Source organism: Massilia sp. Leaf139 (assembly GCF_001424165.1).
Taxonomy (GTDB): Bacteria; Pseudomonadota; Gammaproteobacteria; order Burkholderiales; family Burkholderiaceae_D; genus Telluria.
Genome location: NZ_LMOJ01000004.1, coordinates 1 through 11,768, shown reverse-complemented (window position 1 = coordinate 11,768; position 11,768 = coordinate 1). Strand labels below are relative to the sequence as shown.

At 65.7% G+C, this 11,768-nt stretch carries 10 protein-coding genes; 8 read left to right on the top strand and 2 right to left on the bottom strand.

All coding sequences use genetic code 11. The annotated features are described in order from the left end of the window. Genes ASF77_RS07575 through ASF77_RS07560 form a run of 4 tightly spaced genes read left to right on the top strand, consistent with a single transcriptional unit; the run spans position 1 to position 4,571 of the window. A complete protein-coding gene (locus ASF77_RS07575) occupies positions 1-1,194 on the top strand; it encodes a glucose 1-dehydrogenase (RefSeq protein WP_056337136.1) in 1,194 nt (397 codons plus the stop codon). Continuing rightward, positions 1,191-2,996, top strand: coding sequence for an HAD family hydrolase (locus tag ASF77_RS07570; RefSeq protein ID WP_056337133.1), 1,806 nt, complete (start codon positions 1,191-1,193; stop codon positions 2,994-2,996). Before ASF77_RS07575 ends, ASF77_RS07570 begins: the two co-directional genes overlap by 4 nt. Continuing rightward, the gene (locus ASF77_RS07565; protein ID WP_056337130.1) at positions 2,986-3,228 is read left to right on the top strand and encodes an acyl carrier protein; all 243 of its coding nucleotides are present in this window, start codon (positions 2,986-2,988) and stop codon (positions 3,226-3,228) included. The genes ASF77_RS07570 and ASF77_RS07565 overlap by 11 nt, the downstream gene beginning before the upstream one ends. 2 nt (positions 3,229-3,230) lie before the next feature. Next, positions 3,231-4,571: a class I adenylate-forming enzyme family protein gene (locus tag ASF77_RS07560; RefSeq protein ID WP_229445313.1), complete on the top strand. Its 1,341-nt coding sequence runs from the start codon at positions 3,231-3,233 to the stop codon at positions 4,569-4,571. A 13-nt stretch (positions 4,572-4,584) separates the two neighbouring features. Here the strand turns inward: ASF77_RS07560 and ASF77_RS07555 are convergent, their stop codons facing one another. Beyond that, positions 4,585-5,505, bottom strand: a complete 921-nt coding sequence (locus ASF77_RS07555) for an NAD(P)-dependent oxidoreductase (protein WP_056337125.1) — start codon at positions 5,503-5,505, stop codon at positions 4,585-4,587. 273 nt (positions 5,506-5,778) lie between these two features. Between ASF77_RS07555 and ASF77_RS07550 the strand changes: the two genes are divergently transcribed. From ASF77_RS07550 to ASF77_RS07535, 4 genes are all read left to right on the top strand, one after another. Continuing rightward, positions 5,779-6,909: a hypothetical protein gene (locus ASF77_RS07550; RefSeq protein WP_056337122.1), complete on the top strand. Its 1,131-nt coding sequence runs from the start codon at positions 5,779-5,781 to the stop codon at positions 6,907-6,909. 84 nt (positions 6,910-6,993) lie between these two features. Continuing rightward, positions 6,994-7,419, top strand: a complete 426-nt coding sequence (locus tag ASF77_RS07545) for an FdtA/QdtA family cupin domain-containing protein (protein ID WP_056337120.1) — start codon at positions 6,994-6,996, stop codon at positions 7,417-7,419. Between the two features lie 28 nt (positions 7,420-7,447). Then, positions 7,448-8,542, top strand: a complete 1,095-nt coding sequence (locus tag ASF77_RS07540) for a DegT/DnrJ/EryC1/StrS aminotransferase family protein (protein WP_056337117.1) — start codon at positions 7,448-7,450, stop codon at positions 8,540-8,542. 66 nt (positions 8,543-8,608) lie between these two features. Beyond that, positions 8,609-9,106: a GNAT family N-acetyltransferase gene (locus ASF77_RS07535; RefSeq protein ID WP_056337114.1), complete on the top strand. Its 498-nt coding sequence runs from the start codon at positions 8,609-8,611 to the stop codon at positions 9,104-9,106. A gap of 11 nt (positions 9,107-9,117) precedes the next feature. On the opposite strand, the gene ASF77_RS07530 is transcribed toward ASF77_RS07535, so the two are convergent. Continuing rightward, a complete protein-coding gene (locus tag ASF77_RS07530; RefSeq protein ID WP_056337110.1) occupies positions 9,118-11,292 on the bottom strand; it encodes a tetratricopeptide repeat protein in 2,175 nt (724 codons plus the stop codon). Positions 11,293-11,768 lie beyond the last annotated feature (476 nt).

Here is an 11,768-nt window from a genome sequence, read left to right as displayed (position 1 = left end):
ATGTTCGGCGACTTCAACGCGATCCAGGTCGGCGACACCCAGACGCTGGTCAAGGACATCACCGAGGCGGACGTGCGCAAGTTCGTCGACATGACAGGCGACGACAATCCCCTGCACGTCGACCGTGCCTACGCCGAAACCACGGCCTTCAAGGACATCGTGGTGCACGGCATGCTGGGCGCCTCCTTCATTTCCACCGTGATCGGCACCAAGCTGCCGGGCACCGGCGCGCTGTGGGTGTCGCAGAACATGGAATTCCTGCTGCCGGTGCGGCTCGGCGACCGGCTCACCATCAGCGCCACCGTGCTGAAGAAGCATGAGCGCGACCGCCTGCTCGAGCTCGACACGCGCATCGTCAACCAGAACCAGCAGCTGGTGCTGTCCGGCCAGGGCAAGGTCAAGGTCTTGGTCAGCGCCGTGCCGGAAGCGGCGCAGCAGCAAGAGGAACGGCCGCGCGTGGCCATCGTGACCGGCGGCGCCGGCGGCATCGGCAAGGCAATCTGCCTGCGTCTGGCCAGCGACGGCTACCACGTGGTGGTCAACTACCGCAGCCAGGCCGACCGCGCCGTCGCCATCGCAGAAGAAATCAACAAACAGGGCAAGACGCGGGCGCTCGCCGTGCAGGCCGACATCGCCACCGAGGAAGGCGCGCAGGCCTTGTACCAGGCGGCGCTGCGGGCATTCGGCCCGGTCGGCGTGCTGGTCAACAATGCCTCGCCGCGCATCAATCCCAAGCCCTTCGGCCATACCGACTGGGGCGACGTGCAGCGGCAGATCGATGTGCAGGTCAAGGGCGCTTTCCTGATGACGCGCGCGGTGGTGCCCGGCATGAGCGAACGCCGCTGGGGGCGCATCGTCAACATCACCTCGCAGGTGCTCGATGGACAGCCTTCGCTCGGCTGGACCGGCTATGCAATGGCCAAGGGCGCGCTGGCCGTCTTTTCCAAGTACATGGCGGCCGAGCTGGGCCCGCAGGGCATCACGGTCAACTGCGTGTCGCCCGGCATGTGCGAAACCACGCTGATCGGCGACATTCCGGAAAAGGCGCAGCTGATGATCGCGCGCCAGACCCCGTTGCGCCGCCTGGCGAAGCCGGCCGACGTGGCCGCGGCCGTGGCCTACCTGGTATCAAGCGATGCCGGCTTCGTCACAGGCGATACGCTGGCCGTGAACGGCGGGATGGCGATCCGATGACGGCGTTGCCGACTGAGCGCGCCGAGGCATTGGAGGCGCTGGCGACGCTGGCCGCTGCCGGCACCACCCTGCCGCAACTGATGAAGGCGATGGCTGTGCTGGAGCAGGAGCCGTCCGCGCGCCACCTGAAGATCGGCCTGTCGTCGTCCGCCACCATCGATTTGCTGGGCACCTACCTGCGCAAGCACGGCCTGCTGGCCGGCGCCCGCATCGAGATCGTGCCCGGCAATTACGACGACCCGATCGGCGACGTCGAACGCTTCGTTGAACAGGGCGTGCGCCACATGGTGCTGCTGCCCTTCTTCGACACGCTGTTGCCGGCCTTCGAAGCACAACTGGACGGCATGGCGCCGGACGCGCTCGACGCCAGGGAAGCCGAACTGCGGGCGCGCTACCGCCTGGCCTTCGCCAAGGCGCGCGGCATGGACAGCGTCTGGCTGGCGACTTTCCACCGCCTCGGCAGCCCGGCCGGCGCGGACGGCCAGGACGCGGTGGCCGCGGTGCTGGCGCGCTTCAACGCCGCGCTGCGCGAAGAAGCGGCGGCGCATGCGAATATCCGCATCGTCGACAGCGAGGACATCCTGCGCACAGTGGGCCCGGCGGCCGCCTTCGACCTGCGCTTCTACTTCCGCAACAAGGCGCCCTACAGCGGCGTCTACATGAACGAGTTGGCGCGCCGGATCGCGGCCAGCGCGCGCGGCTTCGGCGCCCACTTCTACAAAGTGCTGGTGCTGGACTGCGACAATACCCTGTGGGGCGGCGTGGTCGGCGAGGATCTGCTGAACGGCATCAAGCTCGGCCCGCACGACTATCCCGGCAATATCTACTGGCGCATGCAGCACGAGTTTGCGGCGCTGGAACGCGCCGGCGTGCTGCTCTGCCTGTGCACCAAGAACAACCCGGCCGACGTCGACGAAGTCTTGCGCGACCACCCCGACATGGTGCTGCGTGCGCCGCAGATCGTGGCGCGCCGCATCAACTGGGACGACAAGCCGTCCAACCTGCGCGCGCTGGCCCAGGAGCTGAACCTCGGTCTGGACAGCTTCGTGTTCCTCGACGATTCCGCCTTCGAATGCGAGGCCGTGCGCCAGCAGCTGCCGATGGTGAAGACGGTGCAGGTGCCGGCCACCTTGTCCGAGTACCCGCGCGTGGTGCGCGAGATTCGCGGGCTGTTCCTGGCCGGCGGCATCGCGGCCGACAGCCGCGGCAAGACCGAGCAATACCGCCAGCGCGCCAGCGCCGCGGCCCTCGATGCCGCGTTCGCAACCCAGGAGGAATACCTGGCGTCGCTGCAGCTGGCCGTGGAACTGAGCCGCAACGCGTACGCGAGCGTAGCCCGCATCAGCGAGCTGTCGCAGAAATCGAATCAGTTCAACCTGACCACGCGCCGTTACAGCGGGGCCGAGGTCGAGCAGATGATGGCCGGCGGGCAGCACGACGTGTATTCGCTGGTGGTCACCGATCGCTTCGGCAGTGCCGGCCTGACCGGCGTCGTTGTCGTTCGCTATGCGGGCCCGGTCGCCCACGTCGACAATTTCTTCATGAGCTGCCGCGTCATCGGACGTGGCGTCGAGACCGCCATCTGGTCGCACATCGCCGCCGGCGCCGCCGCGCGCGCCTGCACCGAAATACGCGCGCAGTACATCCCGAGCGCCAAGAATGCCCAGGTGGCCGACTTTTACGACCGCCTGGGCCTGCCCCTGCTGAACCGGATGGCCGACGGCACACGCGAATACGGCGTGCCCCTCGCCACCTTCACCGCTCCCGCCTCCCCTTGGATAGAGATCAAATATGCTGAATGAAGACGCCCTGAAAAACGTGATGGCCACCATGTTGAACGTGGATCCGGCCAGCATCGGCCCCGACGCGAGCATGGACACCATTCCCAGCTGGGACTCCCTGCGCCACATGAACCTGGTGCTCGCGCTGGAAGAAGAGTTCAAGGTGACGATTCCCGACGAGGACGCGGGCGACATCACCTCCTACCAGCTGATCAAGCTCGTCCTCGAGCAACAGCTGCGCGCCCAAGGCTGAGCATGGACTGGCTGATCGAACGGTTCGCCGCCGCCCCGGAGCGGCTGGCATTCATCCACGAAGGCCGCGAAGTCAGCTACGGCGCCGTGGTGGCCAACGTGAACGCCTTCCGCGCGCGCGCGGCCAGCGCCGGCGTGACGCGCGGCCAGACCGTGGTGGTGCTGGGCGACTATTCGCCCGAAGTGTTCTGCACCATGCTGGCACTGGCCCAGCTGGGCGCGATCGTGATTCCGCTGACGCGCCAGTCGGTGATCGAGGAATCGGTGGCGCTCGGGGTGTCGGGCTGCGACTGGTATATCGAATTCGACACGGCCGGGCGCGGCTTCAGCATCGGCTACCGCAACCTGGCCAGCGACAACGCACTGCTGGCTGAATTCCGCCAGCGCGGCACGCCGGGGCTGGTGCTGTTCTCGTCGGGCTCGACCGGCAAGCCGAAGGGCATCCTGCACGACTTCAACCAGGTGGCCGAAAAATTCCGCAAGCAGCGCGCGCCGGTGGTGGCGATTCCGTTCCTGATGATCGACCACTTCGGCGGCATCAACACCATCCTGGCCATCACGGCCAGCCTGGGCACCGTGGTCACGGTGGCCGACCGCGCGGTGGCGAACATCTGCAGCGCGATCGAGCGCTACAAGGTCGAGCTGTTGCCGGCCACGCCCTCCTTCCTGACCTTGCTGATGGCCTCCGGCTTGTACGCCGAGTACGACCTGTCCTCGCTCAAGCGGATCACCTACGGCACCGAAGTGATGCCGCAATCGACGCTGGACCGCGTGCGCGCGGCCTTCCCGGGCGTGAACCTGCAGCAGACCTACGGCCTGTCCGAGGTCGGCGTGCTGCGCTCGCAGTCGCGCGACGACGGCTCGCTGTGGGTGCGCATCGGCGGCGAGGGCTTCCAGACCAGGATCGTCGACAATGTATTGTGGATCAAGTCCGACTACGCCATGGTCGGGTACCTGAACGCGCCATCCGAATTCGATGCCGACGGCTGGTTCAACACCCAGGATCAGGTCGAGGTCGACGGCGACTACTTCCGCATCCTGGGCCGGGTGACGGACATGATCAACGTGGGCGGCCAGAAGGTCTACCCGGCCGAGGTCGAGAGCGTGATCCTCGACCTGGACAATGTGCAGGATGTGGCCGTGTTCGGCGAGAAGCACGCGCTGCTGGGCCAGATCGTCGTCGCCAAGATCGTGCTCGAACAGCCGGAGCCGGTCGACAGCGTGAAGAAGCGCGTACGCCAGGCGTGCCTGGCCCAGCTGAACTCGTTCAAGGTGCCGGCCAAGGTGGTGCTGGCCGAAGGCGTCCTGCACAGCGCACGCCAGAAGAAAGTCCGGCGCGAGTAAGCGCCTTCGGATTCTATTCGACCGGATCGTGCGGCTGCCAACCGGGGGGCGCGCTGCGGCGCAGGCCTTCCGCGAAAGGCACGCGCGGCTGCCAGCCGGGGGGCGCTTCAAAGTCCGTCCAGGCGCGCAGGGTGTCGCGCGGGCGATCGGGGCGCGCGCCCCAACGCACTTGCAGGCGCGCACCGAGCGCCGCTTCGAATGCGGCCACCAGCTCCTTCAGGCGCAGCGGCGCGCCCGAGGACACCCCGTAGCGCAGCTGCACCGGGCCGGCCGTGCGCAAGGCGCGTTCGGTGGCGAGGTAGGCGTCGACCACGTCGTCGATATGCACCATGTCGAGCAGCTGCTCGCCGGATGACATCGACAGCGCCGCGCCGCTGGCGGCCGCCTTCCACAGGGCGCTCATCAGTTTCGGCCGCGGATCCTGCGGCCCGTAGGTGTCGAACAGCGCCAGCGTCGCCACCGAGAAGCCGAGCCCATTGACGTAATAGGCCAGCAGCGCCTCGAAGGCCTGCTTGGTGGCGGCATACAGATTCACCGGATCGTAGGCGCGGTTCTCGAAATGCTGCCAGGCGGTGCCGGTGTTGACGAAGATGCGCACGCCGTTGGCCGCCATGGCTTCCAAAAGCTGGGTTGGAAACAGGACGTTGGCCTCGATGAGGGCTTCGATCTCGTCGGGTCGGTGCTGGGCCAGGAACACGGCGGCCAGGTGGAACACGGCGTCGGGTGCGGCCTCGCGCACAATGTGGGCCAGCGCGGCCGTGCCGCCGTCGAAGCGGTGCACGGTAAGTTTGTCGATCACGGGCGCCAGCGCGTCGAGACTGGAACCGGGGCGCAATAGGACATGCACCTCCCAGCCCTCCTCCACCAGGCGGCGCGCGAGCTGCGAGCCGACATAGCCACTGGCGCCGGTGACGAGTGCGCGGCGTCCGGTCATGCTCGTACAACCCGAATGGAGCTTCGACGCCCGAACGACACGCCCAGGACGGTGAGTATTATCCTAAAACATCTTCTTCCATCTAAAATAGGGGCACCGACAGTTCGCGGCCCACGGCCTGGAAGCGCACGCAGATCATTCCGGCAAAATTGTCTTTGCACGCCAGCGCGCACTTCGCACGACTTCCCCCACTCATCTTTTAAAACTATGAACATCGTGATAATCAACTGGAAGGGAGGAGAAAATGATTTCTTCACCTATTTCAGCACATGCATGAAGCAGGCAATCGAGCGTATGGGGCGGTCGGTTCATATTGTCGATATCGACGATTCGATGGTGGACAAGCTGGCCGCGATCAACGAAGAAGGTATCGATTTTATCATCCTATGGCAGGGCATCGGTTTGCAGCTTGGCGCGACGGACACCGACCCCACCACCCTCTGGGAACAGTTGCAGGTGCCGGTACTGTGCTATCACGGCGACCATCCAGCCCAGATGCCCTTGAATCACACGGCCACCTCGCCATGGGTGCAGCACATCTACAGCACGGCGTCGTTCGCCCGGTTCGCGAACACCCACCTTCCGCGCCGGATCGCCGCCACGTTCTTCCCGACGCCGAATTTGTTTACCGATGGCGTCAAAGGCCAGTTCGAGGGGAATTTCTTCGTCCTCCCCAAGAATCTCGACGATCTCGACACGACCCTGGACAGGTGGCGTGCGGAATCGCATCAACTGCTCGGGAGCTTCCTGCTCCATGCGGCGGATGCGATCATCGGCGAATTCAGGAACGGCGACCGAACCAACCACCATGACATCATCGACGGCATGCTGGACGCGGAATTGATGGCAGCCTTGTGCGCGGAGTTCAGCAGCTCGGAACTGGCGGTGCGCATGCACGTCCATGCGCTGCTCGACAAAATCCATCGCAATACGGTCGCCGAGCACATCGTCAACGATCTGGCGGATGTGCCGCTCAAGATCTATGGGCGGGGATGGGAGCGCTTCCGGCTCAGGCAAAACCGCCATCACGAATTCCTGTCGTTCGACACGATATCGGATAATGCATTCCAGTTCGCGTCCCAGTACGGCATCGTCGATGCGGCGCCGATTCACGATGCCCTGCATGACCGTACCTTGCGAGCGATGAGCAACCGATCGGGCTTCCTGGCTGGATCGAATTGGCCGTACGAGACGTTCCTGGGCGGCGACTACGGTGACCTGTTCTTCGACGGCGCTGCCGGCGGATTACGCATCAAGGCGGAGCGCGTCATGGCCTCGCCCGAATCCCACCGGGAGCAGTGCCGCGATTTCGCGCGCCACTACCAGCAACATTGCTCGCTCTTCGGCTTCGTCAAATACCTGGAAGAGACGAGTAACTGGATCAAGGTGCGCACGAAGGCGTAAGCGGACACGGGGATGCGCAGCACAAACTTCGGCGCCGGCGGCGTCGTGATGATTTTTACGAGTTGAACTGACAAGGAGCGGGGAATGCCTCTCAATGATTGCCGCCTGATCGAATTGCCGAAGATTTCCGACCCCCGTGGCAACCTCACCTTCGTCGAAGGCGGAAACCACATCCCCTTCGATATCAAGCGCGTCTATTATCTGTACGACGTGCCGGGAGGCTCCGACCGCGGCGCGCATGCGCACAAAAATCTCCATCAGTTCGTCATCGCCATGTCGGGCAGCTTCGACATCGTGCTCGACGACGGCGACCGCCAGCGCCGTTTCCAATTGAACCGCTCCTACTATGGCCTGTATATCTCGCCGATGATGTGGCGCACGCTCGATAATTTCTCGTCAGGCGGCGTCTGCATGGTGCTGGCGTCGGAACGGTATAGCGAAGACGACTATATTCGTGACTATGACGAATTTCTCGAACGCGTCCGGCAGAACAAGCTCGCCGGCGCCTGACCTGTCCCGTATAAAAAACTGACCAACAATGCCGATAGACTTTCTCAACTTGGGCCGCGCGAACGCCCCCTATGAAGCGGCGATGCGCGAGGCGATCGACCGCGTGCTGCGCTCGGGTTACTACATCATGGGCGAGGAAACCGCCGCATTCGAGCGGGAGTTTGCAAGCTACTGCGGCGTCGAGCATTGCATCGGCGTGGGCAATGGCCTCGATGCCCTGCACCTGATCCTGCGCGCCTACGGCATCGGCGCGGGCGACGAAGTCATCGTACCGGCGAATACCTTCATCGCCACCTGGCTCGCGGTCAGCCTGGTCGGCGCGCGCATCGTCCCGGTCGAACCCGACGACGCAACCTGGAACATCGACCCGCAGCGGATCGAAGACGCGATCACGCCGCGCACGCGCGCGATCATGCCCGTGCACCTATACGGCATGCCGGCGGAGATGGACGCGATCCGGGACATCGCGGATCGCCATGGCCTGCGCGTCATCGAGGACGCGGCACAGGCGCATGGCGCGCAGTATCGGGGCCGGCGCGCGGGCGGCCTCGGCGACGCGGCGGGCTTCAGTTTCTATCCCGGCAAGAACCTGGGCGCGCTGGGCGACGGCGGTGCCATCACGACGAACGACGACGATCTGGCCGAACGCCTGCGCAAGCTGCGCAACTACGGCTCCTCGATCAAATACCAGCACGATGCCGCGGGCATCAATTCGCGCCTGGACGAGATGCAGGCGGCCGTGCTGCGCGTCAAACTGCAGCACCTGGATGCCGACAACGCACGGCGCGCGGCCGTCGCAGAGGCGTACCGCGCAGCGCTGACCGACACGCCGGTCGAGCTGATCCGCGTGCCCGATGGCGCCCGGTCGGTCTGGCACCTGCTCGTCGTGCGCACGCCCCGGCGCGATGCCCTGCGCGAGCACCTGACGCAGCGCGGAATCGGCACGCAGATCCATTATCCGATTCCCTGCCATCGCCAGGGGGCGTATGCCGGCCACGACTGGCCGGCGCTCCCGGTCACCGAGCGGCTGCAGGCGGAGATCCTCAGCCTGCCGATGGCGCCCTACCTGAGCGCGGACGAGGTGGCGCTGATCGCAACCGAGGTGAAGGCCTTTTTCGCCTGAGTCGGCACGACAACCATTCCCTCACGCCCGAGCCGGCGGCAGCGGGCACCCTCTTGCGGACATTGTATGTTTCAAAACACGCTGTCTTACCGCCGCGCTACCGTTGAAGACCTGCCGTCGATATGCGAACTTGGCCAGGTCGTCAACCGTTTGCACCACGCGGCATGGCCGCAGCTCTTCGAGCCGAACCCCGACCGCGACGCGGAACAGGCGCATTGGCTGAAGAGCCTGGAGGGCGACGCCGCGGCGACCTTCCTGTCATGCGATGGCGAGATCGATGTCGGCTTCGTTACCGTGCATGTCGCTGAAGAGCGCCATTGCCTGCTTCGGCCGCTACGCTTTGCAAGGATCGGCACGCTATGTGTCGCGGAGCCGATGCGTGGACGCGGCATCGGACGGACACTCATGGAATACGCGGAGCGCTGGGCGGCTTCGCAGGGCGCCAGCGAGATCCAGCTCGAAGTCTGGACATTCAACCAACCAGCCGAACGGCTGTATGAAGAGCTGGGTTATGCAGTCCGGTCGTCGACCATGAGCAAGCCAATCCGACCCGACGCCGTGTGACCCGCGCCAGGTCAGTTCACGGCCAGCGCGCGCAGATCCGTCTTCAGTTGCTCGAGCACCGGCGTCCAGTCGCCCGGCACCTCCTGGCGATACAGGCGCGCGTTCGCATACCACGGGCTGTCGCCGCGCTCGAGTAGCCAACGCCAGTCGGCCAGGGTGCCGCCCGCCAGCAGGATCCAGACCGGCTTGCCCATGGCGCCGGCCATGTGGGCGACGCTGGTGTCGACGGTGATCACCAGATCCATCTGCGCGATCAGCGCAGCCGTGTCCTCGAAGTCGGCCAGGCGCTCGCCGAAGTGGCGCACGTTGCGCTTCATCCCCAGCACGACCTTGTCGAGCGGGCGCAATTCCTTCTGCAGCGAGACGAATTCGAACCCGTCCGACACCAGGTTCGACGCCGCCAGGAACGACATGCTGCGGAAGCGGTCGAGGCGGTGATGCGCGTTCCCGCTCCAGACCAGGCCCACACGCGGACGCGTCTTTTCGCCCAGCTCGGCCGCCCATTGAGCGAGTTTGGCCGCGCCCGGCTTGAGATAGGCGCCCGGATCGGGAATCGAATCGAGCCGCGTGCCGAAGGCGAGCGGAAGGCTCATCAGGGGGCATTGCAGGTCGAAGGGCGGCAAGGGATCGCCCTTCGCCACCAGCCCGTCGATGCCCGGCAGGCTGCGCATCAGCGGCAGCAGGGACGGCTGCACCTCCAATATGACGCGCGCGCCCTGCTCCGCCACCATCGGCGCATAGCGGCAGAACTGCAGGGTGTCGCCCAGGCCCTGCTCCGCATGCAGCAGGATGGTCTTGCCCGCGAGCGGTTCGGCGCCGCGCCAGAGCGGTGCGCCGAGGTCACGCTTTTCGTGGAAGACGTTCAGTCCTTCCACGTTCCAGCGCGCCTCGTAATCCGGCCAGCCGGCGGCGAAGTCGCCCAGCATCAGGCGCAGCAGCGCGCGGTTCCAGCGCGCGATGGCGAAATCGGGATCGATGGCCAGCGCGCGGTCGTAGGCGGCGCCTGCCTCCTCGAACCGGCCGAGGTCGGCGAGCACGATGCCGCGATCGGCGTGGCCCGCCGCGGCGTCGGGACGCTGGGCGACCGCCTTGTCGAAATCGGCCAGGGCTTCCGGATAGCGCAGCAGGGAGCGCAGCAGCGAGCCGCGCGTGAACAGGAATTCGTAGCGATCCGGGTCGAGCGCCAGCGCGCGGTCGACGCTGGCCAGCGCGGCGTCGAGCTGGCCCAGTTCGCGCAGGGTCTGAGAACGCAGGTGCAGGGTCTTCGGATCGTCCGGCCGCTGGGCGCGCATCTGTTCCAGGCTGCCGAGCGCGGCGTCGTGCCGGTGCAGCTGGGCCAGCAGGCGGCTGCGGTGGCGCAGGATTTCCGGGTTGTCAGGCTGCAGGGCCAGGGCGCGCTCGCAGCTCTCCAGCGCCTCGGGGTAGTTGCGCAGCAGCTGCAGGGCCAGGGCGCGGTTGTGCCAGATGGCGGCCGACTCGCCATTCAGGTGCAGCGCATTGTCGTAGCTGGCCACCGCGTCTTCCGGCCGGCCGAGCACGTGCAGGACGATGCCGCGGTTGTACCAGGCGTCGCCGAAATTGTTGGCCGCTGCAAGCGCGAACTCGAAAGCGCTCAGCGCTTCCTCGAAGCGGCCCAGATCCTTCAGGACGTTGCCGCGGTTGTTGTGGGCATGCGCAAAGCCGACGTTGAGCGCCAGCGCGCGATCCAGATCGGCCAGCGCTTCCTCGTTGCGCTGCAGTGCGTGCAGGACGACGGCGCGGTTGTTGAGGGCATCGATGTCGTTCGGATTGAGCGCGATCGCCTGCGCGAAGCTGGCCAGGGCCTCGTCGTAGCGGCCCAGGTGCTGGAGGACGCTGCCCTGGTTGTAGAGGGTGTCCGCGTCGTCGGGCTGCAGGGCGAGCGCGCGCGCGTAGCTGGCCAGTGCCTCGTCGTAGCGGCCCAGCTCCTTCAAGGCGTTGCCGAGGTTGCCGTGGGCGGCGCCCATGTCGGGGCTGAGCGCGAGCGCCGCACCGATGAACTTGGCCGCAGCCGGGTAATCGCCGCGCTGGAAGGCGACGATGCCGGTATGGTGCAGCGCCTCGACGTGCCTGGGCATCAGGCGCAGCACGCCTTCGTAGGCCGCCAGCGCGCGCTCGAGCTGGCCGTTCTGGTGAAACGCGATCCCCTCGTCGAACAGTGTGGCCACACGTGCCGCGGTTGGATTGGCGGGCGTGAATCGTGCGCCTTTACTGTGTTTTCCCATGGTCGAGAACCTTTGCTGGTGAGGTGGAGCGGTACGCGGATCGGCGTCCTGAAGGATAGCAGGCGTGGCGAGGAGCTTGCGTTCCATTATAGAGGGCGCAGTTTACGTGCAGCAAGAAGGGCGCCACGCTCCGTGCAGGGACAGCGGCGGCGTCCCAAAACAGGGGCTGCAAAAATAAATCAAAAAATTTCCGTACGGCATTTAATGAACGGCTGAGTACGGTCGTCTTGTACTTGTGAGAGCAGATGAGCTGCTCCTTGAACCCCAACTAATCGGAGCCAACCATGCTGAGCCTTCACACCAACGCTGCTTCCCTGTCCGCACAGAACTCGCTGTCGAACACCCAGAACAAACTGTCGACCTCGATGACCCGTCGAGCTGGCCGTAGATCACTGCCGAGGCGCCCGGGGCGCGCAGCG

What these genes read in the sequence shown, in the direction of transcription:
- ASF77_RS07540 (WP_056337117.1), top strand. Translation starts at nt 7,448, where the DNA reads ATGCCGATAGACTTTCTCAACTTGGGCCGCGCGAACGCCCCCTATGAA.
- ASF77_RS07560 (WP_229445313.1), top strand. Translation starts at nt 3,231, where the DNA reads ATGGACTGGCTGATCGAACGGTTCGCCGCCGCCCCGGAGCGGCTGGCA.
- ASF77_RS07570 (WP_056337133.1), top strand. Translation starts at nt 1,191, where the DNA reads ATGACGGCGTTGCCGACTGAGCGCGCCGAGGCATTGGAGGCGCTGGCG.
- ASF77_RS07550 (WP_056337122.1), top strand. Translation starts at nt 5,779, where the DNA reads ATGAAGCAGGCAATCGAGCGTATGGGGCGGTCGGTTCATATTGTCGAT.
- ASF77_RS07545 (WP_056337120.1), top strand. Translation starts at nt 6,994, where the DNA reads ATGCCTCTCAATGATTGCCGCCTGATCGAATTGCCGAAGATTTCCGAC.
- ASF77_RS07555 (WP_056337125.1), bottom strand. Translation starts at nt 5,505, where the DNA reads ATGACCGGACGCCGCGCACTCGTCACCGGCGCCAGTGGCTATGTCGGC.
- ASF77_RS07565 (WP_056337130.1), top strand. Translation starts at nt 2,986, where the DNA reads ATGCTGAATGAAGACGCCCTGAAAAACGTGATGGCCACCATGTTGAAC.
- ASF77_RS07575 (WP_056337136.1), top strand. Translation starts at nt 1, where the DNA reads ATGTTCGGCGACTTCAACGCGATCCAGGTCGGCGACACCCAGACGCTG.
- ASF77_RS07535 (WP_056337114.1), top strand. Translation starts at nt 8,609, where the DNA reads ATGTTTCAAAACACGCTGTCTTACCGCCGCGCTACCGTTGAAGACCTG.